Annotated in this window: 19 protein-coding genes; 8 read left to right on the top strand and 11 right to left on the bottom strand. The window is 61.4% G+C overall.

Annotation, left to right across the window (positions count from 1 at the left end):
• Positions 1–61: 61 nt before the first annotated feature.
• Positions 62–1,078: a M4 family metallopeptidase gene (locus AB4Y87_RS07865; protein WP_442003984.1), complete on the top strand. Its 1,017-nt coding sequence runs from the start codon at positions 62–64 to the stop codon at positions 1,076–1,078.
• 82 nt (positions 1,079–1,160) lie between these two features.
• Entirely contained in the window at positions 1,161–1,463 is a 303-nt protein-coding gene (locus AB4Y87_RS07860; protein WP_442003832.1) for a protealysin inhibitor emfourin, read from the top strand.
• Between the two features lie 12 nt (positions 1,464–1,475).
• Here AB4Y87_RS07860 and AB4Y87_RS07855 read toward each other — a convergent pair whose 3' ends face one another.
• On the bottom strand, positions 1,476–2,444 hold the full coding sequence (locus AB4Y87_RS07855) for a GlxA family transcriptional regulator (RefSeq protein WP_442003831.1): 969 nt from the start codon (positions 2,442–2,444) through the stop codon (positions 1,476–1,478).
• 81 nt (positions 2,445–2,525) lie between these two features.
• On the opposite strand from AB4Y87_RS07855, the gene AB4Y87_RS07850 reads away from it, so the two are divergent.
• Positions 2,526–2,696, top strand: a complete 171-nt coding sequence (locus tag AB4Y87_RS07850; RefSeq protein ID WP_223946385.1) for a hypothetical protein — start codon at positions 2,526–2,528, stop codon at positions 2,694–2,696.
• 97 nt (positions 2,697–2,793) lie between these two features.
• Here the strand turns inward: AB4Y87_RS07850 and AB4Y87_RS07845 are convergent, their stop codons facing one another.
• Complete coding sequence (locus AB4Y87_RS07845) at positions 2,794–2,949, bottom strand: hypothetical protein (RefSeq protein WP_442003830.1); 156 nt, start codon at positions 2,947–2,949, stop codon at positions 2,794–2,796.
• Here AB4Y87_RS07845 and hrpA point away from each other — a divergent pair.
• A complete protein-coding gene (gene hrpA, locus AB4Y87_RS07840; protein WP_442003829.1) occupies positions 2,948–6,943 on the top strand; it encodes an ATP-dependent RNA helicase HrpA in 3,996 nt (1,331 codons plus the stop codon). The two genes, AB4Y87_RS07845 and hrpA, sit on opposite strands and share 2 nt — an antisense overlap.
• 3 nt (positions 6,944–6,946) lie before the next feature.
• Here hrpA and AB4Y87_RS07835 read toward each other — a convergent pair whose 3' ends face one another.
• From AB4Y87_RS07835 to AB4Y87_RS07825, 3 genes are read right to left on the bottom strand one after another with little or no spacing between them, the layout of a single operon-like run.
• The gene (locus AB4Y87_RS07835; RefSeq protein WP_442003828.1) at positions 6,947–7,375 is read right to left on the bottom strand and encodes an HIT family protein; all 429 of its coding nucleotides are present in this window, start codon (positions 7,373–7,375) and stop codon (positions 6,947–6,949) included.
• The gene (locus tag AB4Y87_RS07830) at positions 7,372–8,544 is read right to left on the bottom strand and encodes an NAD(P)-dependent alcohol dehydrogenase (RefSeq protein WP_442003827.1); all 1,173 of its coding nucleotides are present in this window, start codon (positions 8,542–8,544) and stop codon (positions 7,372–7,374) included. The genes AB4Y87_RS07835 and AB4Y87_RS07830 overlap by 4 nt, the downstream gene beginning before the upstream one ends.
• The gene (locus AB4Y87_RS07825; protein ID WP_442003826.1) at positions 8,541–9,470 is read right to left on the bottom strand and encodes a sulfurtransferase; all 930 of its coding nucleotides are present in this window, start codon (positions 9,468–9,470) and stop codon (positions 8,541–8,543) included. Before AB4Y87_RS07825 ends, AB4Y87_RS07830 begins: the two co-directional genes overlap by 4 nt.
• 97 nt (positions 9,471–9,567) lie before the next feature.
• Between AB4Y87_RS07825 and AB4Y87_RS07820 the strand changes: the two genes are divergently transcribed.
• The gene (locus AB4Y87_RS07820) at positions 9,568–10,650 is read left to right on the top strand and encodes a PLP-dependent cysteine synthase family protein (RefSeq protein WP_442003825.1); all 1,083 of its coding nucleotides are present in this window, start codon (positions 9,568–9,570) and stop codon (positions 10,648–10,650) included.
• On the opposite strand, the gene AB4Y87_RS07815 is transcribed toward AB4Y87_RS07820, so the two are convergent.
• A complete protein-coding gene (locus AB4Y87_RS07815; RefSeq protein WP_442003824.1) occupies positions 10,647–11,324 on the bottom strand; it encodes an MBL fold metallo-hydrolase in 678 nt (225 codons plus the stop codon). The genes AB4Y87_RS07820 and AB4Y87_RS07815 overlap by 4 nt on opposite strands.
• A gap of 94 nt (positions 11,325–11,418) precedes the next feature.
• Here AB4Y87_RS07815 and AB4Y87_RS07810 point away from each other — a divergent pair, with 94 nt between their 5' ends.
• Positions 11,419–11,886 carry a Fur family transcriptional regulator gene (locus tag AB4Y87_RS07810; protein WP_442003823.1) on the top strand — a complete coding sequence of 156 codons (468 nt, stop codon included), beginning with the start codon at positions 11,419–11,421 and terminating at the stop codon, positions 11,884–11,886.
• On the opposite strand, the gene AB4Y87_RS07805 is transcribed toward AB4Y87_RS07810, so the two are convergent.
• The 5 genes from AB4Y87_RS07805 to AB4Y87_RS07785 all read right to left on the bottom strand — a co-directional run bounded on the left by AB4Y87_RS07805 (position 11,883) and on the right by AB4Y87_RS07785 (position 17,309).
• Entirely contained in the window at positions 11,883–12,773 is an 891-nt protein-coding gene (locus AB4Y87_RS07805; RefSeq protein WP_442003822.1) for a metal ABC transporter permease, read from the bottom strand. The two genes, AB4Y87_RS07810 and AB4Y87_RS07805, sit on opposite strands and share 4 nt — an antisense overlap.
• Positions 12,774–13,607: a metal ABC transporter ATP-binding protein gene (locus tag AB4Y87_RS07800; RefSeq protein WP_442003821.1), complete on the bottom strand. Its 834-nt coding sequence runs from the start codon at positions 13,605–13,607 to the stop codon at positions 12,774–12,776.
• A gap of 171 nt (positions 13,608–13,778) precedes the next feature.
• Positions 13,779–14,729: a metal ABC transporter solute-binding protein, Zn/Mn family gene (locus AB4Y87_RS07795; protein WP_442003983.1), complete on the bottom strand. Its 951-nt coding sequence runs from the start codon at positions 14,727–14,729 to the stop codon at positions 13,779–13,781.
• A gap of 157 nt (positions 14,730–14,886) precedes the next feature.
• A complete protein-coding gene (locus tag AB4Y87_RS07790) occupies positions 14,887–15,960 on the bottom strand; it encodes a hemolysin family protein (protein ID WP_442003820.1) in 1,074 nt (357 codons plus the stop codon).
• Entirely contained in the window at positions 15,957–17,309 is a 1,353-nt protein-coding gene (locus tag AB4Y87_RS07785) for a hemolysin family protein (protein WP_442003819.1), read from the bottom strand. Before AB4Y87_RS07785 ends, AB4Y87_RS07790 begins: the two co-directional genes overlap by 4 nt.
• A 485-nt stretch (positions 17,310–17,794) precedes the next feature.
• On the opposite strand from AB4Y87_RS07785, the gene AB4Y87_RS07780 reads away from it, so the two are divergent.
• Positions 17,795–21,613 carry a multifunctional oxoglutarate decarboxylase/oxoglutarate dehydrogenase thiamine pyrophosphate-binding subunit/dihydrolipoyllysine-residue succinyltransferase subunit gene (locus tag AB4Y87_RS07780; protein WP_442003818.1) on the top strand — a complete coding sequence of 1,273 codons (3,819 nt, stop codon included), beginning with the start codon at positions 17,795–17,797 and terminating at the stop codon, positions 21,611–21,613.
• A 142-nt stretch (positions 21,614–21,755) separates the two neighbouring features.
• Entirely contained in the window at positions 21,756–22,355 is a 600-nt protein-coding gene (locus AB4Y87_RS07775) for a GDSL-type esterase/lipase family protein (protein WP_216923989.1), read from the top strand.
• Positions 22,356–22,401 lie beyond the last annotated feature (46 nt).

Raw genomic sequence — 22,401 nt, 5'->3', positions numbered from 1 at the left:
CAGTTGCCAGTCGCCAAGAGCCAAAGGGGTTGCCGTGATTTGTTCAATCGTTCCGCCTTACATGCTTCGAAGGATTGCCGCCCAGAGTGAACCACGGCTTTGGGCTGTTGCCCGTGCCGCGAAGGAGTCACTCCTGCACATCAAGGATCTCCAGGCGGTTCGCGCGGCGCCGGCACCCTCCGTTCCCCCCAGTGCAGTGGCGGCAAAGCCCGGCCCGCCAAAGCGCACCATCTACGATGCCGACACCTCGGAAAACCTGCCCGGCCGCTTGGTCCGCAAGGAAGGAACTGCTCCTGTTGGGGACGCCGCTGCCGATGAGGCCTATGACGGCTTGGGGAGTACGCACCGACTGTATGCAGAGATCTTCGGCCGGGATTCCATCGACGGTGCCGGCCTGGCGCTGGACGCCACCGTTCATTACGGCAATCTGTACGACAATGCCTTTTGGGACGGAAAACAGATGGTCTTCGGGGACGGCGACGGGGAGATTTTCCAGCGATTCACCAAGTCCGTCAGTGTCATTGGCCACGAACTCGCTCATGGGGTCACACAGTTCACGGCCGGGCTCAATTACCGCAACCAGGCAGGCGCCTTGAACGAGTCCTTGTCGGACGTCTTCGGTGTACTCGTGGAGCAATACTTCAAGAAGGAGACCACTGAGCAAGCAAGCTGGCTGATCGGGGAGGGCCTTTTTACCGACAAGGTCCAAGGTGCCGCCTTGCGCTCGATGAAGGCCCCGGGCACCGCTTATGATGACGACATCCTGGGTAAGGACCCGCAGCCGGACTCGATGGACACATACGTTCGGACCAGTGCCGACAACGGTGGCGTACACATCAATTCGGGCATCCCCAACAGGGCGTTCTACCTTGTTGCCGCGGAGTTGGGCGGCAATGCATGGGGTGTGCCAGGGCAGATCTGGTATGGCACACTCACCAGCGGGTCGCTGCCGCCAGCTTGTACCTTTGGCAAGTTCGCCAAGACCACTGCGGCTACCGCCGAAGAACTCTTTGGCGTTGGCTCAGTAGAGCATGACGCCGTCCTGAAGGCATGGGAGACTGTGAAGGTCAAGGTTTAGACCAGTCGGCGGGACCGTCCGGCCCGGGCAGTCCCGTCGTCGTCGGCTTGCCGCCAGTACGTCAAACGAGAAGTAGCCGGTCATGAAAATCACCGTCCAGCGCAGCGGGGGCGTAGCCGCGACGACACGCATCTGGAGCGTGGAGGCAGTCTCGGATGACGACAAAGAGCGCTGGATGCCGATCGTTGAGGCATGTCCATGGGACGAAGCGAAGAGCCAGGCCAGAACTGTCAACGAACCGGATCGGTTCATGTACTCCATCAGGGCAGGTCAACGGCGGGCGACGCTACCCGAGCGCGCGGTCACCRGGCCTTGGCAGGAACTGGTGGAGTGTGCCAAGGCCGAAGGTTCCGAGTCCCGTGGCCGCCTGGGGGCCCGCCGTTAGAAAGATTAGCCGCTAGATCGCCTCGGCCAGCTGCCCGCGGAAAGCCCTTCTGTAGCTTTGCGGGCTCGTGTCCAACACCTTCGTGAAATGGTGGCGCAGCAGGACCGAATGCCCGAATCCTGCTTCCCGCGCAATCTCGTCGATATTCAGCTCCGTGGACTCCAGGAGTTCCTGGGCGCGCAGGACACGCTGTGAGTTCAACCAAGCCGCAGGTGTGGTCCCCGTTTCCGCCCTGAAGCGGCGTGCGAATGTCCTGGGCGACATATGCAGCCGCGCAGCCAACTCGTTGACACTGTGTTCTTCGTCGAGGTGTTCAACCATCCATCGCAGGAGTTCCTCCATTGGCGCTGAACCACAGCGCGGCATTGGCCGGTCAATGAACTGGGCTTGGCCGCCGTCGCGATGGGGCGGGACTACCATGTCGCGCGCGATCGCGGCAGCTACGTTGGCTCCCAGCTCTACACGTACAAGATGGAGGCATGCATCGATTCCGGCGGCAGTTCCCGCGCTGGTAATGATGGTTCCGTCCTGTACATAGAGGACGTTCTCATCCACCACTGCTGCAGGGTAGCGACTCGCCAGATCCTGGGAATAGTGCCAGTGGGTGGTGCACCGGCGCCCATCAAGCAGCCCGGCCCGCGCCAAGGCGTAAGCGCCGGAGCAAATGGACATCACCCAGGCGCCCCTGGCGTGAGCGGCCCGGAGTGCATCCAGGACAGGCTCGGGGATCTCCTGGTCCCTGCCGAAGGGCGCCATGATCACCAGGTCGGCATCGGCCGCGGCTTCCAGGCCGTGGTTGACATGCAGCGAGAGCCCGGACTTCATGCGGATGTCTCCTGGCTCCGGCGCGCAAACCCTGAAGTCGAAAGCGGGAACGCCTGCGCCGCGGTCGGATCTGTCGATGCCGAAGACTTCAAAGGCAGTGCCGAACTCGAAGATGGAGAAGTCAGGGACAACTATGACGGCTACTGATTTCAACATATCTCCAGTGTGGCAGAAAATCGTCTAAATGGGGCATTTCTGCCACTGTTTCTTGGCTGCCGCCAAGAGAAGACTGAAGGCATGGAAATCTTCGGAATCATCCTCTTCATCGTCCTTATCACCGCCGTCGCAGCCACCGTGACCGCCCTCCTGAAGGACGGACGCGGCCACAACCCACCCATCAACTCCAAGGAACCCTGGAGCGCCTTCGACGCTCCGAGTACTCCCTACTGGAACCCCCGCATCTACTAGCCGCGCGCCAACCCACTGAAAGCAGTCAGTCAAGGCCTGTCCATCCGACGCCCGTCCTTCACGGAATCCACCAGGATTTCCTGAACGACGGGCGTCCCTATGCCTGCTTCTCTATGGGGGCGGCCTTGCAGTAGCTCGCCTGGCGGGCAGCAGCGGGCAGCAGCGGGCAGCGCCGGGCAGCGGTGAGGCTCCGGACATGCGACAGGAGACAGCGGACGTTGGCGGGAAGCCACAGTAGACTGGCAGCAGCCATGACACTTCATATTTCCTACCCCGCTGAGCTGCCGGTATCCGAGCGCCGCGAGGATCTGATGGCGGCGATCGCCGCAAACCAGGTGACCATCATTGCCGGCGAAACCGGCTCGGGCAAGACCACGCAGATCCCCAAGATGTGCTTGGAACTGGGCCTGGGCGACAAAGGCCTGATCGGCCACACGCAGCCGCGACGACTGGCGGCCAGGACTGTTGCGGAGCGCATCGCGTCCGAGTTGGACGTCGAGATCGGCCAGGAAGTTGGCTTCCAGGTCCGGTTCACTGGCGAGGTCAGCGCATCGACCAAGATCAAGCTCATGACCGATGGCATCCTCCTGGCAGAGATCCAACGGGACAAACTCCTGCGCAAGTACAGCACGATCATCATTGACGAAGCCCACGAACGCAGCCTGAACATCGACTTCATCCTGGGCTACCTCAAGCGGGTCCTCCCCCAGCGGCCGGACCTGAAAATTATCATCACCTCGGCCACGATCGATCCTGAACGCTTCGCCAAGCACTTTGGCACGGAGGAATCCCCAGCCCCCATCATCGAGGTTTCCGGCCGCACCTACCCGGTAGAGATCCGGTACCGGCCCTTGTCACAGCCTGCCGGGTCCGACGAGGACGGTTCCGATGACGAACTGGAAGAGGACCGGGACCCGTTGGATGCGGTCTGTGACGCGGTTGATGAACTGGCCAAGGAAGCACCGGGCGATATTCTCGTGTTCTTCTCTGGTGAGCGGGAAATCCGCGACGCCGCCGAGGCCATCAATGGCCGCATCCAGACCAACCGGCGCCTGGCAGGTACGGAAGTCCTGCCCCTCTTTGCCAGGTTGAGCCTGCAGGAGCAGCACGGCGTGTTCAATCCGGGTGGAAAGCGTCGCATCATCCTCGCCACCAACGTGGCGGAAACTTCGCTGACGGTCCCCGGCATCAAATACGTGATCGACACCGGCACGGCCCGCATCTCGCGGTACTCACACCGGACCAAGGTCCAGCGCCTGCCGATCGAACGTGTATCCCAGGCGTCAGCCAACCAGCGTTCCGGGCGGTGTGGCCGCGTTTCCGAGGGCATCGCCATCCGTCTCTACTCAGAAGAAGACTTTGAGTCCCGTCCACAGTTCACGGATCCGGAAATCCTGCGGACCAACCTGGCCGCAGTCATTCTGCAGATGACGGCCATGGGCGTTGCCCGCGGTCCCAAGGATGTTGAGAACTTCCCGTTCGTCGAACCGCCTGATTCACGCGCCATCAACGACGGCGTCACCCTCCTTCGCGAACTTGGCGCCCTCAGCCCGGCTACTTCGAGCACGCCTGCGTCCAAGGATCCCCGCGATAACCGCCGCAGTGGTGGTGGCCTCACCGCCGTCGGGCAGAAGCTGGCCCAGCTGCCTGTTGACCCAAGGCTCGGCCGCATGATTGTCGAAGCCGGCAAACGCGGTTGCGTCCGCGAAGTGATGATCCTGGCAGCAGCCCTTACCATCCAGGATCCTCGCGAAAGGCCGACCGACAAGCAGCAACTCGCTGCTGAGAAGCATGCCCGATTCCGCGATGAGAACTCGGACTTCACTGGCTTCCTCAACCTCTGGAACTACATCCAGGAAAAGCAACGCGAGCTGTCCTCAACCCAGTTCCGCCGGCTGTGCCGAAACGAATTCATCAACTATCTACGGGTCCGGGAGTGGCAGGACCTTTTCACCCAACTCCGCCAACTCGCCAAGCCCTTGGGTATCACGCTGGACAACAAGCGTGAAGCTGATCCCGTAGGCAACCACGAGGGAATCCACATCAGCCTGCTGTCAGGGTTGCTGAGCCACATCGGCCTTCTTGATGAGCGCAAGCGCGAATACGCCGGCGCCCGGGGCAGCCGCTTCGCGATCTTCCCCGGTTCTGCCTTGTTCAAGAAATCGCCCGCGTTCGTCATGGCCGCCGAGTTGGTGGAAACCAGCCGCCTGTGGGCACGTGTCGCTGCCAGGTTCGATCCCTTGTGGGTGGAGCAGGTAGCCCCGGACCTCGTGAAGCGCTCCTACAGCGAGCCCCATTGGTCCTCCCGTCAGGGCGCCGTCATGGCCCACGAGAAAGTCACGCTGTACGGCGTGCCTATCATCCCGAACCGGCGGGTCAACTACGGCCGCATCGATCCGGAATTGTCCCGTGAACTCTTCATCCGCCACGCACTGGTGGAAGGCGAGTGGAAGACCCATCACAAATTCTTCCACCGCAACCGCGCGCTCCTTCAGGAGATCGAAGAGCTTGAGACCAGAATGCGCCGGCGGGACATCCTGGTGGACGATCAGACCCTCTTCGAGTTCTATGACGCCCGGGTGGGCACGGGCGTCGTGTCCGAACGGCATTTCGATAAATGGTGGAAGGATGCCCGCCAAACCGATCCAACGCTGCTGGACTTTGATCAGTCGCTTTTGATGAGCGAGGACGCCGAGGCCCTTGATGACTCTGCCTACCCCAAGACGTGGCTGCACAAGGGCTTCGAACTTCCACTGAGCTACGAGTTCCATCCTGTGGCTCCGGGGTCTGCTCCGAATCCTTCAGACGGTGTCACAGCTGAAGTTCCGGTGTTGTTCCTGAACCAACTGGACGACGCACCGTTCCGGTGGCAGATTCCGGGACAACGCGTAGAACTGGTCACAGCGCTTATCAAATCCCTGCCTAAGCAGGTTCGGAAGAACTTTGTGCCTGCCCCTGACGTGGCCCGTCAGGCTACAGAGGCCTTGGAAAGAGACTTCGATCCGGCCGTTGACGAACTCGAGCCCTCCTTGGAACTGGTTCTTCGCCGGCTCCGCGGACACGTCATCCCACCAGGATCATGGAACTGGGAGGCTGTGCCTCCCCACCTTCGCGTGAGCTTCAAGGTAGTGGACAGCAACGGCAAGGTCCTGGACGAAGGCAAGGACCTTGCCCAACTACAAGAAAAACTGGCCCCTGCCACGCGACGGGCAATCGCCGAATCGCTCGGTGCAACACCCGCGACGACGGCCCGCGGCAAGAGCGGCACAAGAACCGGAGCCCCCGGGACCTCAAACGGCAAGACCGCAGGTTCCGCGGCAGGGAGCGCCAGCAGCCCTGACGTTCGTGCCGGTGCCGACCCAGCCCAAGGAGCCGTGGCCGAACGTACTGGTATCACCGAATGGGACTTCGGGAACGTGCAACGCCAAGTTACCCGAACGGTCAGGGGCCACGCAGTGACTGGCTACCCCGCGATTGTGGATGAGGGTACCTCTGTGGCCCTGCGCGTGTTCCAAAGCCAGCAGGAGCAGGAAGCGGCTATGCGTGGTGGCGTGATCCGACTCCTGGCACTTCGGATTCCCTCACCGGACCGGTACGTGGTGGAGCATCTCAGCAACACCGAAAAGCTGACGTTCAGCCAGAACCCGCACGGCTCGGTGAGTGCCCTGATCGCTGACTGTGCCCTCGCCGCCATCGACAAACTGACCCCGGAGGCACTGCCTTGGGATAAGGAAGCCTTCGATGCGTTGTATGAAGTAGTCCGTGCTGAGCTGATCGATACCGTATTTACAGTGACGGCCGTCGTCGAACGCATCCTCGCCAGCACACGCCGGATCCAGAAGCAGTTGAAGTCCAGTGCCAGCCTGCCGCTCATCAGCGCCCTCAATGACATGAAAAGCCAGCTGGAACAGTTGGTCTTTCCGGGCTTTGTGGCACAGACGGGCTACGCGCAGCTGAGCCAGCTTCCGCGGTACCTGCAGGCGATCGAGAAGCGGCTGGAGAAGCTCCCGGGCAACGTTCAGCGCGACGGACTGAATATGGCCATCGTTCAGGCCCTGGAGGATGACTACGACGACGCCGTATCAGCGTTGCTCCCAGGACGCCGGGCAGGTGCGGAATTAACCCGGGTGCGCTGGATGATCGAGGAACTGCGTGTAAGCCTCTTCGCCGTCGAGTTGGGCACGGCCTACTCTGTTTCCGAGAAGCGCATCCGAACGGTGCTGAACCAGGCCTTGGCGCCGGCCTGACGGTTAGTCTTCAGGTACGAAGTCCCCGTGGCCGGCAGCCCGTAAGGCCGCGCGGAGCTTCACAGCCGTAGCATCCATGACGGCAGGATCCGGGTTATGGTCCACGTTGTGGACCTCAAAGTCCGCCATCGAATAGGCGGGCCAGATGTGCACGTGCAAGTGGTCCACCTCGAAGCCTTCCATCAGGACACCCACGCGCTTGGCGTTGAAAAGCTCTTCCTGGACCTTGCCGATCCTCTGGGCAACGTCCATGACCTTGGCCAAAAGCTCCGGGCTGGCGTGCGTCCAGGAATCCACTTCCTCACGAGGCACCACCAGTGTGTGTCCCGGCGTGATCGGAGCGATTGTCAGGAAGGCCACAACGTCCTCGTCCTTCCATACGAAACGGCCCGGGATTTCCCCATTGATGATTTTGGTGAACAGCGTGCTCATGCATCTGCCCTTTCTGACGGTTCCTGAAGTGTTGAGGTGTCCAGCACGAATCGGTACTTTACGTCGCCGGCCACCATGCGGTCGTACGCTTCGTTAAGTTGGTCTGCCCCTACGATCTCGATGTCGCTGGCAACTCCATGCGCGGCGCAGAAATCAAGCATTTCCTGGGTTTCCTCGATCCCACCAATCAGCGAACCTGCATAGGCCAGGCGACGGCGGATAAGCAGCCCCGGGCTGACAGGCGGCATGTCTTCGGCGGGGAGCCCAAGCTGGAAAAGGGCCCCATCAAGCCGCAGCGTGCGGAAGTAGGGGTTGAGGTCATGCGGGGCTGCAACGGTGTCAATGATGACATCGATGCTGCGGTTCGCAGCCGCCATTGCCTCGGCGTCCCTGGACAGCACCACCTGGTCCGCCCCCAGTTCCCGTGCGGCGTCGAACTTCGCTTCAGAAGTGGTAAACACAGTGACCTCGGCGCCCATGGCCTTGGCGATCTTGACAGCCATGTGGCCTAACCCGCCCAGCCCCACTACTCCCACCGAATCTCCCTCTTCGACGTCGAAATACCTCAACGGCGAATACGTGGTGATCCCGGCGCATAACAGTGGGGCGGCCGCTGCGGCGTCCAGGGCTTCAGGGATACGCAGCACGAAGCGCCGGTCAACCACCACCGACGTCGAATATCCGCCTTGGGTTATTGCGTCGCCATTGCGCGGGTCCGGGACTCCGTAGGTGCCAACATTGCCCCGCTCGCAGTACTGCTCCAGTCCGTCCAGGCAGCTCTCGCATTCCCGGCAGGAATCCACCAGGCAGCCAACACCAACGCGGTCACCCGGAGCGAAATTCTGCACAGCAGCCCCCACCCGCGTTACCCGGCCGACGATCTCATGGCCCGGAACCAGCGGATAGGGTGGCAAACGCCATTCGCCACGTGTGGCATGAACATCGGAGTGGCACAGACCGCAAAACTCGATCGCGATCTCTACATCGTCTTCCTTGGGCGCGCGGCGCGCCACAGTCAGCGGTACCAACCCGCTGTCCGGGGACGTGGCGCCAAACGCCGCCGCGAGTGTGGAACCTGCCGGTTCAGATGATTGCCCAGGAACAGGCTTCGCTGTGTCCATGGGGATTGGCTTCGCTAGTGGCGGGGGCACGGGACGTCCGGGGGTCATGATCCGACGCTACTCCCGGCAGCGGTGCTCGTGCCAGTTTGCCCGTGGGCGCCAGGAGCATCCCCAACGTTCCCTACATGTTCGTCCTCGAATGGTTCACTCCCAACGGCCACGGGATTCGTGTCATTGTTTGACCATTGCGAGAATGACCCAGGGAAGAGTGCCGCGGTGTATCCGGCAATTTCCAGGGCAGCAACCTGGTGCGCAGCCGTTACGCCGGATCCGCAGTAGACGGCAACGTTGCCCGGGCCATCCGCTCCCAATCCAGCAAAGCGCCTGCGCAGTTCCTCCGCCGAAAGGAACCTGCCTTCCGCGGTGAGGTTTTCGGTGGTCGGTGCGCTGACAGCGCCGGGTATGTGTCCGGCGCGGGGGTCAATCGGTTCGATTTCGCCCCTGTAACGTTCCCCGGCCCGCGCATCCAGCAGTACGCCCTGCTCATGCCAGTGCGCAGCTTCCTCCTCATTGATCGTTGGCATTTTGCCGTCGGCCAAGGTGACATTCCCGACGGCGGGCGTCACCTCGCCTGCCTGCACAGGGTGACCTGCCGCACGCCAGGCGGCCAGTCCGCCGTCGAGCAGGTAGACGGTTTCCACGCCCGCATTCCTCAGCATCCACCAAGCGCGGGCCGCGGCCATACTGCCGCTGTTGTCATAAGCGACCACCGTGTCGCCGTCGTTGATCCCCCAGCGTCGCGCGGCAAGCTGGAAGCGTTCAACTGAGGGAAGGGGATGCCGGCCCCGGGCGGGCTGTGCGTGGTCCGCGAGTTCGCTGGGCAGGTCAACGAAAACCGCCCCTGGCAGATGGCCTTCCATATATTGACTGTGCCCATCCGTCCTGCCCAGGACCCAGCGCACGTCAAGGAGTACCGTGCGCTCCCCCGCCGCGAGCCGCCGGTGTACTTCGGATGCGTCCATCAGAATGGTCATCTGCTCTCCTTCAGGTAAGCCTGTGCGGGCGCTCTGCTACCCATGCCGGTCTTCCAGCCTAGTCTTGCGTTCCACACCCCGCCGGTAGGCTTGTCCGGTGAGCAATTCGTGCATTCAGGACAGGGTTTGGGCCAGCGAGGCCATCCGCAAGATCGAAGCTGAGAACAATCGTTCGGCAGATACGCACCTCTACGCCGTCCCCCTGCCCGAGCATTGGGGCGTCCAGCTCTATCTCAAGGATGAGTCGACGCACCGATCAGGCAGCCTCAAACATCGCCTGGCCCGTTCCCTGTTCCTCTACGGCCTGGTCAACGGCTGGATCACGGAGGGCACCACTATCGTCGAAGCCTCCAGTGGCAGCACCGCGGTCTCCGAAGCATACTTCGCCCGGCTCATTGGTTTGCCGTTCATCGCTGTCATGACCAAGACCACCAGCCCGGAAAAGATCGCCCTCATCGAGGAATTCGGGGGCGCCTGCCTTTTGGTGGACCACGCTTCAGAGGTATACGCCGTGGCGGAGGAGACAGCGAAAACCTCCGGGGGCTACTACATGGACCAGTTCACCTTCGCCGAGCGCGCCACGGACTGGAGGGGCAACAACAACATCGCTGAATCAATCTTCCAGCAACTCTCCCTGGAAGAGCATCCTGTTCCCGAGTGGATCGTTGTGGGTGCAGGAACCGGCGGCACGAGCGCGACCATAGGTCGCTACCTGCGATACAACAGGCACAGCACCGGCCTCGCAGTGGTGGACCCGGAGAACTCTGCGTTCTACCCGGCATGGCGGGATAGCAACGCTGCCGCCGCCACGGGTTTGCCGTCCCGTATCGAAGGCATCGGCCGTCCCCGCGCGGAGCCGAGCTTCGTCCCGGCTGTCATCGACCACATGATCCAAGTCCCGGACGCCGCCTCTGTGGCGGCCATGCGACACCTGCGTAAGCTCACGGGATTGCACRCAGGGCCCTCTACGGGCACCAACCTTTGGGGCGTCTGGCAACTCGTGGCAAAGATGGTCTCGGAAGGGCGAAAGGGAAGCGTCGTCTCCCTCATGTGCGACGGCGGCGACCGCTACGTCGGCAGCTATAACGACGCGGATTGGCTGGCCAGCAAAGGACTGGACCCAGCGCCGTACGAAGCGGTCCTGGACCGCTTCCACGAAACCGGTGCGTGGACCGCTTAAACCTCTACTGACTCACGGGGCGCGAGCCGCGTGTACGTAGTTCCGTACCGGGCACCGATGCGGGTGACGTGGCCTTCGACGATCCCCCGGCCCAACTCGTTAAGCAGGCCATCATGGACGGGGAACGCTATGGGCGCGCGCACAGAGATGACAAAATCCACCACTTCCCCCACTTTGGACCATGGCGCATGGATGGGCACCAGCAGCGTCTGGACGTCGATACCGTCCGGAACCACGAATGAATCACCGGGGTGGAAGACGTTCCCATCCACAAGGTAGCCGATGTTGGACACCACGGGAATCTGGGCATGGATAATGGCATGCTGGCCGCCGAAGGTTCGCACCGGGAACCCCGCTGCCTCGAAATCGGACCCCGGTTCGACCGTATGGATGCGATTGGCCAACGTTTCGGATCCAGCTGCGTCCACTCCTGCTCCATCGATGAGGGACTTTGCAACACCTGATGGCGCATAGACCTCAAGCGAAGAGTTGCTGCGCAGGGCCGTCAGCACGGCCGGCCGATCAACGTGGTCGTTGTGCTCATGGGTTACAAGGACAGCATGCGCACCTGCCAACGCTTCTTCGGCCTCAGAGAACGTGCCCGGATCGATGACCAGGACCCGCCCGTCTTTTTCCAGCCGGACACAGGCATGCGTGAACTTGGTGAGCTTCATGGTGACAGCCTAGGTGCGGCCACTGACAGTTTCCAAGCCTCCCCTGCTGGTAAAATTGGGGTTTGCCAGCGTTTCCAGGGAAGTGAGTCTTTCAATGCCACAAGGCACCAATTCCGCCACGACCGGCCCAGCCTCGCCGGCCGTGACAGGTATCAAGGAGCAGCGCGTCACCAAGCAACGCCTGGCCGTCAGCGCAGCGCTGGATGAATTGGACGACTTCGTCAGCACCCAGGAACTGTACCGCCTTCTGCAGAACAAGGGCATCTCCGTATCCCTTGCCACTGCCTACCGCATCCTGCAGTCACTTGCCGATGATGGACTCATTGATGTCCTGCGCAATGGGGAGGGCGAAGCCGTCTACCGACGCTGCACCGTCACCGGACACCACCACCATTTGCTTTGCCGGAACTGCGGCAAAGCAGTGGAAGTTGAAGCCCCGGCGGTTGAGACCTGGGCGGCCCGAACAGCCGCTGAGCATGGCTTCACCGAGGTGGCGCACACTGTGGAGATCTTTGGACTGTGTCCTGAATGCACAGCCAAGAAGGCCGCGGGAAAGCTCTAGAGAGCGCCGGCTGGCTGCTCCCGTGATACGCGGCCGTTGAGGCCACGGTTGGCCCGCACCCGCCCGATTACGCGGCACACTACGTAAATAAGGAATGACAACGTGGTGACATAGGGGCTGATGGGTATGCGGCTGCCAAGGGCAAGCAGAATTCCACCCACCGTGGCAGCGATCGCGAACACAACACTCAAAAGCACCACCAGGCGTGGTGAAGTGGTAACCCTGAGTGCGGCAGCGGCCGGTGTGATGAGCAGTGCCAAAACCAGCAGTGCGCCCACGATCTGGATGGACAAAGCCACACTGATCCCCAGCAGCACCATGAAGCCTATCGCCAAGCCGCGAACGGGAACACCACGCGCTTCAGCCATTTCAGGGTCCACGCTGGCAAAACTGAGCGGGCGCCAGATCGCCACGAGGGCAATCATCACCAGGATCGCCGTACCCGCGAGTGCCTGAAGCTGGACAGTGTCCACGGAAACGATCTGGCCGGTGAGCAAGCCGAATTTGTTGGCGGCACGGCCCTCGTAGAGGGCAAGGAACAAGATGCCCAGGCCTAGCCCAAACGGCATGATGACGCCAATGATCGAGTTCTTGTCCCGGGCCCTCACACCCATGAATCCCAGCAGCACTGCCGCAGCCACTGAACCGATCAGCGAGCCGAAAATGATATCGGCACCGATCAGCAGGGCAAAAGCCGCACCTGCAAAGGACAGCTCAGAGATGCCATGGACGGCGAACGCCAGGTCCCGCTTCATCACGAACGTGCCAACGAGTCCGCCAAGAAGTCCCAGGACAGCCCCGGCCCAAATGGAGTTTTGAACCAGCACCAGCAATTCGCCGTAGTTCTCAAAGTTAAAGATGGTCTGCAGGATTCCATTGAGGTCCATTTAGAACTCCTGCCCAGCTGCGGCGTGCGCGTCGTCATGGAAGTGCGTGGTCGCGTCCGGAAGCCCGACGACGACGATCCTTCCGTTGGTGTGGATGACCTCCACATGGCTGTTGTACAGCTCGGACAAAACTTCAGTAGTCATAACTTCCTGTGGCGTCCCCACACGGAAATGGCCGCCGGCCAGGTAGAGCACGCGATCAACGTAGTCGATCACGGGATTGATTTCGTGCGTTACGAAAACGACGGCACTGTTCCGGGCATGGCATTGTTCGTTGATGAGTGAACTGACGCCCTGCTGATGATGCAGGTCCAAGGACAGCAACGGTTCATCACAAAGGAATACCTGAGGTTCCGTGGCCAGGGCTTGGGCCACTCGAAGCCGTTGTTGCTCTCCACCAGACAACTGCCCCACAGGCACTTTCGCGTAGTCCGAGGCTCCCACCAGCTCCAGCAGTTCATCGATCCGCTGGTTTACCTTCCTTGAGGCCAGCCGCATACCCCACCGGTGGCCGTCAATGCCGAGCCCTACCAGGTCTCGTGCACGTAAAGGCGTATCCGGCGCGAAGGACTTTTGTTGAGGAATGTAACCGATCCGCTTGCTTCCCCGCTCCACCGGATGCCCACCCAAGACAACCGTTCCTGACTTCAATTCCTGAAGCCCCAGGAGGACCTTCAGGAAGCTGGTCTTGCCGCTGCCATTGGGGCCGAGGACGGCAAAGAACTCCCCCGGATTTATGTCGAGATCAAGATCGCGCCAGAGTGTCCTCTTGCCGAACTGAAGGCTCGCTCCGCGGAGGCTCACTACGGGTGTCAAAAGTTGTCCTCGATTCATGCGTTGCTGGCGAACGCAACTAGTGGCGGCGCCTTACGTTTGATGCCTGAGCTGGTACAGGAGTCCTTGCTGGTGCGGGATTCTGTGCTGGTAAGAGACAGAGGGCCCCGCAGCCATCCTGAATATCTTAGGACGCCGACAGGGCCCCCACCGCAGGGGAGGTGAGGAAATTTACTTCTTGAGTGCTGACGAGATCGATTCCACGTTGTCTGTCATCCACTGCACGTAGTCCTTGCCCTCCGGCAGGGTCTCAGTGAAGTTCACTACCGGCACGCCCGCAGTCCCGGCAGCCCGCATTACGGACTCGGTCTGCGGCCCTTCCGTCTGCTCGTTGTAGGCCAGCAGCCGGACACCTCCGGAGCCCACCAGGTCTGTCGTTTCCTTCAGGACCGACGCCGGCACATCGATTCCCTCTTCAATCGCTGCACTGTAGGCCTCCGGAGTCTTGTTCTCCAGTCCGGCCGCTGCCAGCAGATACAAAGGAACGGGCTCGGTGATCGCCACGGGAGCGTGGTCGTTGGCTTCCTTGAGGGCAGCAAGCTTCCCGTTGAGCTCGGTCAGCTTCGCCTTGAAAGTGTTCGCGTTGGTTGTAAACGTCGATGCCGATGCCGGATCCAGGCTGCCGAGCTTGCTGGCGACCGCGTCGGCGAATTTGCCCATCGCGTCCAGGCTGTACCAGACGTGCTCGTTGAATTCGCCGTGGTCATGGTTGTGGCCCTCTTCGGAGGACGCACCTTCGCTGTGGCTTTCCTCTTCGGGAGCCAACCCCGAGACCTCAACGGCGCTGATCATATTTTCGTGGCCAACGTTTGTCTCATCGGCAATTTTGTGGAGGAATTCGTCATATCCTCCGCCGTTCTCCACCACGAGCTTGGCTTTGGAGATGACCAGTTTGTCTTGCGCACTGGCTTCGTAGGAATGCGGGTCCTGGCTCGTCTTGGTGATGATCGCGTTCACGTTGACCTTGTCCCCGCCAATGGCCTTCACGACGTCCCCGTAAACATTCGTGGAGGTCACCACTTCAATGGCCCCTGTCGATGACGACGGGGTTCCTGCCCCGGCGCTACCGGAACAGGATGAAAGCAATAGGGCGGCAAGGCCTGCAGAAGCGGCCAACGACATGCGGGCGACGGAACGACGCACGGAAACCTCGGATCTACTCAAATGAGAATCAAGAACATTTATTGGTTGGGTTTCAGCTTAGCTCTAAATGGGAATGATTCCTATTTAGCAAGGGCTTGCGCCGACCACCGAGGCCGGCGCAAGCTTCAATTTCGCGCTATTGCTGGGTCTGCGGACCGCCAAGCCGCCGTATCCCCGTGGCCTGCGTAGCATCCCGGATCTCGCCCACCAATTGCTCGATCACGTCCTCAAGGAACAAAACGCCCTGTGTCGCGCCGCCTGCTCCAACCACGCGGGCCAGGTGCGATCCGGTCCGCTGCATCACAGACATCGCCTGCTCAATCTCATCCTCCGGGGAGAGGTTCGCCAGGGAACGGATCCGCCCCTCGGCAATCGGATGGCGGCGACCCTCCTCAGGTATGGAGAGGATGTCCTTGACGTGCAGGTACCCGGCGAGTTCGCCGTCGTCGTCCACCATGGGGAAGCGAGAGAAGCCGGTACGGCTGACCGCCTTTTCCAACTCGACGGGAGTCGACGCTGTCCTCAGCACCACCAGCTTGTCCAACGGAACCATGATGTGCGACGCCGTATGTTCGGAGAACTCCAAGGCACCACTGAGCAAACCAGCGTCATCGTCCACCAGGCCGTGCCGTGTGGATTCCTGCACAATCGACTGGACTTCCTCAAGGGTGAACGAAGATGACACTTCGTCCTTCGGCTCGATCCGCATCAATCGGAGGATGTGGTTCGCAAGCCAGTTAAGGGTCCAGATCACTGGTTTGACCACGCGGCCGATAAACACCAGCGGCGGCGCCAACAGCAGGGCCGCCTTGTCCGCTACGGACACCGAGATGTTCTTGGGGACCATCTCTCCGAACGTCACATGCAGGAACGTGACAAAGAGGAGCGCAATCGCAAAGGCGATGACATCCGCCAACTCCATCGGAACGCCAACCATCTCAAGCGGCCCCGCCAACAAGTGATGGATAGCCGGCTCGGCAACCTGGAGAATCAAGAGCGAGCACACGGTGATGCCAAGCTGGGCGCAGGCCAGCATCAGGGACACACTTTCCATGGCCCGCAACGTAGTTTGCGCCCGCTTTGACCCAGCTTGCGCCAAAGGCTCAATCTGGCTGCGGCGTGCGGACATGATCGCAAATTCCGCACCCACGAAGAAAGCATTGCCGATCAAAAGAACCACGAGCCAGGCAATTCCTGCCCAGTCACTCATACGGCACCTGCTTCATGGCGATCATTCTGCGTGTCCTCAACGGCCGCTTCATCTTCCTCAATGTGGCGGAAGCAGATCCGGTCAATTCTCCGACCATCCATCCTGGTCACGGTCAGCGTGCCGCCCCCGGCCTCCACCACATCACCTACCTTCGCGATACGACCAAGCTTGCTCATCACGTAGCCACCAACAGTTTCGTAAGCAGGCTCGTCGGGGACAGTCAGGTTGGGGATTTGCTCGGATACCTCATCCGGCCTCAGCAGTCCAGGGAAGTACCAGTCGCCGGATGCGCTCTGCAAGAGGCCGGGGCGGACCTTGTCGTGTTCGTCGGAGACCTCCCCAACGATCTCCTCAACCAGGTCTTCGAGGGTTGCGATCCCGGCAGTGCCACCATATTCATCCAGAACCACAGCCAGTTGCAGGTTTCCTTCGCGCAGTTCGGAGAGGAGGGCATCCAAATGGATGGTCTCCGGAACGCGAAGCACGTCAGTCATGATTGCCCCGGCCTGAAGCTTCGCCCGGCGATCTGCCGGCACGGCAACTGCTTTCTTAATATGGACCACCCCACGGATGTCGTCGGCCGAGTCACCGATCACCGGGAAACGGGAGTATCCAGTCCGCCGTGCGGCGTCGAGGATGTCGCTCACAGGCTGATCAGCGTCAATCGTCTCCATCCGAATGCGCGGCGTCATGACATCCGCCGCAGTGCGGCCAGAGAAATTCAGGGTTCGCGCCACAAAGTTTGCTGTGCCTGCATCCAGTGTGCCGAGCTCCGCGGAACGCCGGACAAGTGAAGCCAGCTCGGCAGGAGTCCGTGCCCCCGAGATTTCCTCTTTCGCTTCAAGCCCAAACAAGTTCAATACCTTGTTGGAGAAGCCGTTCAACACGACGATGGCGGGCTTGAAGATGGCCGTGAAAATCAGTTGCGGACGGGCAAGCTTCCTGCCCAGCGGGAAAGCAAGGGCGATCGCCATGTTCTTGGGCACCAGCTCGCCCAGGAGCATCGACAACAGAGTGGCGAAAGCCATTGCGAGAACAAGTGCGACGGAATGTGCGACTTCCGGGGTGAGGCCAAGGAGGCCCAGGGGCCCCACCAGGAGCTGTCCCACAGAGGGCTCCATCACGAAACCCGTCAGGAGCGTGGTCAGCGTAATGCCAAGTTGGCAGCTGGAAAGCTGCGTGGACAGGGACTTCAAGCATTTCAGCAGCGGAGCTGCGCCGTGGTCGCCGTTGTCTACTGCGCGCTGAACGCTCGCCTGGTCCAGGGCAACGAGGGAAAACTCAACTGCTACAAAGAAGCCGGTGCCAAGAATCAGGGCAAAACCGGCAAGGAGGAGAAACCATTCCACTTAGCGCTTCCCTCCAAGGGCAGGCGCTTGCGGTGCGGAACTTGCCCTCAAGGGAGAGATTCGCCCAGGCGGAGGCTGATCGGGTGCCGCAGACGCATGGTCCGTGGCGCCACCGGCTTGGAACGCCGGCGCGTGATGGGCATGTGAACGGGTATTGCCGGCTCGAGGGGTGCGCTGTGCGGAGTTGCCTGATCGGCTCCCCCGACAGCTCCCAGGCCGGCACCTAGATTTACTGTCCATAAGGGTTTCAGTCTACAGGGCAGGTTCCGCGGGCCCATGCAGAGGTCCCTCCCCCAGGGAAATGGAGCGCAGGAGCATTACGTCGGCCTCAACATGATTTAGGTCACCACTATTGGCAGTTAACCAACGATCCTAACTAGACTGACAAAGGTCTGAGTTCGCGGGACCCGGACCCTGGTGCATTGTTGCGGAAAAGCAACCTTGACCAGCGGGAAATCAAAACTCATGGAAGAGGCGTATTTCAAGTGCCAGAGCAGCCCAGCCACCGTCTACCAGAGGAATTTGGCGGAAACGAGTGGCTCGTTGACGAACTGTACGAGCGGTACCAGCAGGACAAGAATTCGGTCGACGCCAAGTGGTGGCCGCTCTTCGAATCCTTCGACACCGGTGACGGCACTTCTTCCAACGGAACCTCCGCAGCCCCCACCGCTGCCAATCCCCCCACCCAAGTACTTCCCGTGGTAGCTCCGGCTGCAGCGGCACCGGCACCGGCGCCGGCCGCTCCTGAAGCTGCCCCTGCGACCACCCCTGCCGCTGCTGCTTCCGGTGAACCGGCAGTTGCGGCTCCGGCGAAGAAAGCCCCGGCCACGGTTGCCAAGGATGGAGCAAAGAAGCCCGTCGGCGGCAATGCCGCACAACCGATTCCTGCCCAGCTGCCCAAGAGCACCAAGGCGCCCACCGCTCCCGAGGAGGACGTCGTTTCCGTCCTTCGCGGACCGGCGAAGGCCATCGCTACCAACATGGTGACCAGCCTTGAAGTGCCTACTGCCACCAGCGTCCGGGCAGTTCCGGCCAAGCTGCTGATCGACAACCGCGTTGTCATCAACTCCAACCTTGCACGTGCCCGCGGCGGCAAGGTGTCCTTCACGCACCTCATCGGCTACGCGGTTGTCCGCGCCCTCTCCCAGTTCCCGTCGATGAACGTCTACTACGACGAAATTGATGGCAAGCCGAGCGCTGTCCAGCCTGCCCACGTCAACTTTGGCATCGCCATTGACATGCCCAAGCCCGATGGCACCCGCCTCCTGATGGTTCCCAACATCAAGAAGGCCGAGACCATGGACTTTGCCGAGTTCTGGCACACCTATGAGGACCTCATCAAGCGAGCCCGCAACGGCAAGCTCACGGCGGACGACCACGCCGGCACCACGGTCTCCCTGACCAACCCGGGCGGCATCGGCACCGTTCACTCTGTACCGCGTCTCTCCAAGGGACAGGCAGCCATCATCGGCGTCGGCGCCCTTGACTACCCGGCCGAGTTCCAGGGTGCCAGCGAGAAGATCATCGCCCAGAACGCCATCAGCAAGATCCTCACGCTGACCTCCACCTACGACCACCGGGTTATCCAAGGCGCAGGCAGCGGCGAGTTCCTCAAGTTGGTCCACCAGCTCCTCCTTGGTGCGCAGAACTTCTACGACGAAATCTTTGAAGCCCTCCGCATTCCGTACGAGCCCGTCCGTTGGAGCCCTGACCTCCAGGTTGACCCAGCAGATGAGATCAACAAGGTTGCGCGGATCCAGCAGCTCATCCACTCATACCGCGTGCGTGGCCACCTCATGGCCGACACGGACCCCCTGGAATACGTCCAGCGCAAGCACCCGGACCTGGACGTCCTGACCTACGGTCTCACGCTCTGGGACCTGGACCGCGAATGGCCTACCGGTGGCTTCGGTGGCAAGTCGCAGCTGAAGTTCCGCGACATCCTGGGCGTACTCCGTGATGCTTACTGCCGCACCACCGGCATCGAGTACATGCACATCCAGGAGCCGGCGGAGCGTAAGTGGTTCCAGGACCAGCTGGAGCACCCGTACTCCAAGCCGAGCCGCGAAGAGCAGCTGCGCATCGTTTCCAAGCTCAACGCAGCCGAGGCTTTCGAAACCTTCCTCCAGACCAAGTTCGTCGGGCAGAAGCGCTTCTCCCTCGAAGGCGGCGAGTCGCTTATTCCGCTCCTTGACGCCGTCATCTCGGACGCTGCCGACGACGGCCTTGACGAAGTCGCGATCGGCATGGCCCACCGTGGCCGCCTGAACGTGCTCACCAACATTGCAGGCAAGACCTACGCACAGGTGTTCCGTGAATTCGAAGGCACCCAGGACCCTCGCTCCGTCCAGGGGTCCGGCGATGTGAAGTACCACCTGGGTACTGAAGGCACCTTCACCTCGGACAACGGCAAGCAGACCAAGGTCTACCTCGCCGCCAACCCGTCCCACCTTGAAGCAGTCGACTCCGTGCTCGAGGGCATCGTCCGCGCCAAGCAGGACCGACTGGATCAAGGCGAGTCCTTCCCGGTCCTGCCCATCATGGTTCACGGTGACGCTGCATTCGCAGGCCAGGGTGTTGTCGCCGAGACCCTCAACCTGTCCCAGCTGCGTGGTTACCGCACCGGTGGCACCATCCACGTGATCGTGAACAACCAGGTTGGCTTCACCACGGCGCCGTCCTCTTCGCGTTCATCGACGTACTCCACGGATGTGGCCAAGATGATCCAAGCTCCGGTGTTCCACGTGAATGGCGACGACCCCGAAGCCGTGGTGCGTGTTGCGCAGCTCGCCTACGAGTTCCGCCAGCGCTTCCACAAGGACGTCGTCATCGACATGGTGTGCTACCGCCGCCGTGGTCACAACGAGGGCGATGACCCCTCGATGACGCAGCCCCTGATGTACAACCTGATCGAAGCCAAGCGTTCGGTCCGCAAGTTGTACACGGAATCGCTGATCGGTCGTGGCGACATCACCGAGGAAGAAGCCGAGCAGCTGCTCCGCGACTACCAGGAACGCCTTGAGCGGGTCTTTGCTGAGACTCACGCGGCGCAGACCTCCCCCATCCCGATCATCACGGCTGACTCTGCTGCTGTCTCGGACATCGAGCGCCCGATTGCCCAGCAGGCAGACTTCGGAACCAACTCACCGGCTTCCACCGCGATCTCCCCCGAGACCCTTGCCCGCATCGGCAAGGCCCACCTGGAGATCCCGGAGGGCTTCACGGTTCACTCCAAGCTCAAGCAGCTCCTGGAGAAGCGTGAGCAGATGTCCCGTGAAGGTGGCATTGACTGGGGCTTTGGCGAGATCGCGGCCTTCGGTTCGCTGATCATGGAGGGCGTCCCCGTCCGGTTGGCTGGCCAGGACTCGCGCCGCGGTACCTTCGTGCAGCGTCACGCAGTGTTCCACGACCGCGCCAATGGCAATGAGTGGCTGCCCCTGGGCAACCTCTCGGATAACCAGGCCAAGCTGTGGATCTATGACTCGCTGCTGTCCGAATATGCGGCCATGGGCTTTGAATATGGATACTCGGTGGAGCGTCCCGACGCCTTGGTGCTGTGGGAAGCCCAGTTCGGTGACTTCGTCAACGGTGCGCAGACCATCATCGATGAATTCATTTCCTCCGCTGAGCAGAAGTGGGGCCAGCGTTCCTCGCTCGTCCTGATGCTGCCGCACGGCTACGAAGGTCAGGGGCCTGACCACTCATCCGCACGCATCGAGCGGTTCCTGCAGCTCTGTGCCGAGGACAACATGATTGTCGCCAACCCCACTACGGCAGCCTCGCACTTCCATCTCCTGCGTCGCCAGGCCTACAGCCGTCCGCGCAAGCCGTTGATCATCTTCACGCCGAAGCAGTTGCTCCGCCTCAAGGGCGCCGCGTCCGCCGTCGAGGACTTTACGACGGGCGGCTTCAGGCCAGTCATCAGCGATCCCGAGGTAGAGGCCGCAAACGTGGACCGGGTTATCCTGGTCTCCGGCCGCTTGTACTACGACCTCCTGTCCAACCGACAGAAGTCCGGGGACACCTCCACTGCGATTATCCGCGTGGAGCAGTTGTACCCGCTGCCGAAGGCCGAAATTGATGCAGAGCTCGCCAAGTACCCGAACGCTGACATCGTCTGGGCGCAGGATGAGCCCGCCAACCAGGGTCCGTGGCCGTTCATGGGCCTGAACCTGGCGCCGGTGCTGGATCGCAGGCTCCGCCTCGTGTCGCGTCCGGCATCTGCGTCCACAGCCGCAGGCTCCATGAAGCGCCACGCTGCTGAGCAGGATGCCTTGATCAAGCAGGCGTTCGAACGCAAGTAGCCAAAAAAACTGCCCGGCCGGAGGTGCTGTCAATGCACCTCCGGCCGGGCAGTTCTGTTTAATGGGACAGGTACCCGGTTCATCAAGCCGGCCGCAGATCCAAAAGCCGTGCAAGGACCGTAACGAGTGTGAAGAGGTAACCGTGGAAGACAGGAAGCTGCGCATTGCGGCTGTAGGAGATGAATTGCTCGCCGGTTTGGGTGACCCCCGCGCCTTGGGTTGGCTGGGAAGAGTGCTGGCCCGTACGCCCCAGGACACCGTGGTGGTGGAAAGCTTCTCACTCCCCTGCCCCATGGAAGGCACAGAGGGTTTGGCCTCGCGATGGCAGGACGAAGCCGGCCGCCGTTTCAGCGACTCGCACGAGAACCGGCTGGTCATAGGACTCTCCGGCCGTGACCTGGAATTCGGGCTTTCAACGGCGCGAAGCCGTTTGAACCTTGCAAACATTCTTGATGGAGCCTCGCACAGTGGCGTCGAAGTGTTCGTGGTGGGCCCTCCGCCCACCCTTGATCCGGCGCGCAACAAACGCCTGGCCGATCTCAACACGGCATTTGCGGATGTCACCACCCGCCGCAACCACCACTATGTCGACACTTTCTCTCCGTTGCTGAACCACGAGCAATGGAGGACGGACCTCGCAGCCAATGGGGGGACACCAGGACAGGCCGGCTACGGATTGATTGCGTGGCTCGTGCTGCACCGCGGCTGGTTCCAGTGGCTTAACATCGCCCAGCCAGAGTAGCCCTCCCAGAAAACCATTGCGTTCCCCCCATTCGCGATATATCGTG

Origin of the sequence: Paenarthrobacter sp. RAF54_2 (genome assembly GCF_052113945.1) — a bacterium.
Classification (GTDB): Bacteria; Actinomycetota; Actinomycetes; order Actinomycetales; family Micrococcaceae; genus Arthrobacter.
Note: the sequence above shows the minus strand (reverse complement) of the source record. Positions and strands in the feature narration are given on the sequence as shown.

What these genes read in the sequence shown, in the direction of transcription:
- AB4Y87_RS07795 (WP_442003983.1), bottom strand. Translation starts at nt 14,729, where the DNA reads ATGTCGTTGGCCGCTTCTGCAGGCCTTGCCGCCCTATTGCTTTCATCC.
- AB4Y87_RS07830 (WP_442003827.1), bottom strand. Translation starts at nt 8,544, where the DNA reads ATGACCCCCGGACGTCCCGTGCCCCCGCCACTAGCGAAGCCAATCCCC.
- AB4Y87_RS07825 (WP_442003826.1), bottom strand. Translation starts at nt 9,470, where the DNA reads ATGACCATTCTGATGGACGCATCCGAAGTACACCGGCGGCTCGCGGCG.
- AB4Y87_RS07810 (WP_442003823.1), top strand. Translation starts at nt 11,419, where the DNA reads ATGCCACAAGGCACCAATTCCGCCACGACCGGCCCAGCCTCGCCGGCC.
- AB4Y87_RS07865 (WP_442003984.1), top strand. Translation starts at nt 62, where the DNA reads ATGCTTCGAAGGATTGCCGCCCAGAGTGAACCACGGCTTTGGGCTGTT.
- AB4Y87_RS07815 (WP_442003824.1), bottom strand. Translation starts at nt 11,324, where the DNA reads ATGAAGCTCACCAAGTTCACGCATGCCTGTGTCCGGCTGGAAAAAGAC.
- AB4Y87_RS07845 (WP_442003830.1), bottom strand. Translation starts at nt 2,949, where the DNA reads ATGGCTGCTGCCAGTCTACTGTGGCTTCCCGCCAACGTCCGCTGTCTC.
- AB4Y87_RS07790 (WP_442003820.1), bottom strand. Translation starts at nt 15,960, where the DNA reads ATGAGTGACTGGGCAGGAATTGCCTGGCTCGTGGTTCTTTTGATCGGC.
- AB4Y87_RS07855 (WP_442003831.1), bottom strand. Translation starts at nt 2,444, where the DNA reads ATGTTGAAATCAGTAGCCGTCATAGTTGTCCCTGACTTCTCCATCTTC.
- AB4Y87_RS07835 (WP_442003828.1), bottom strand. Translation starts at nt 7,375, where the DNA reads ATGAGCACGCTGTTCACCAAAATCATCAATGGGGAAATCCCGGGCCGT.
- AB4Y87_RS07805 (WP_442003822.1), bottom strand. Translation starts at nt 12,773, where the DNA reads ATGGACCTCAATGGAATCCTGCAGACCATCTTTAACTTTGAGAACTAC.
- AB4Y87_RS07800 (WP_442003821.1), bottom strand. Translation starts at nt 13,607, where the DNA reads ATGAATCGAGGACAACTTTTGACACCCGTAGTGAGCCTCCGCGGAGCG.
- hrpA (WP_442003829.1), top strand. Translation starts at nt 2,948, where the DNA reads ATGACACTTCATATTTCCTACCCCGCTGAGCTGCCGGTATCCGAGCGC.
- AB4Y87_RS07850 (WP_223946385.1), top strand. Translation starts at nt 2,526, where the DNA reads ATGGAAATCTTCGGAATCATCCTCTTCATCGTCCTTATCACCGCCGTC.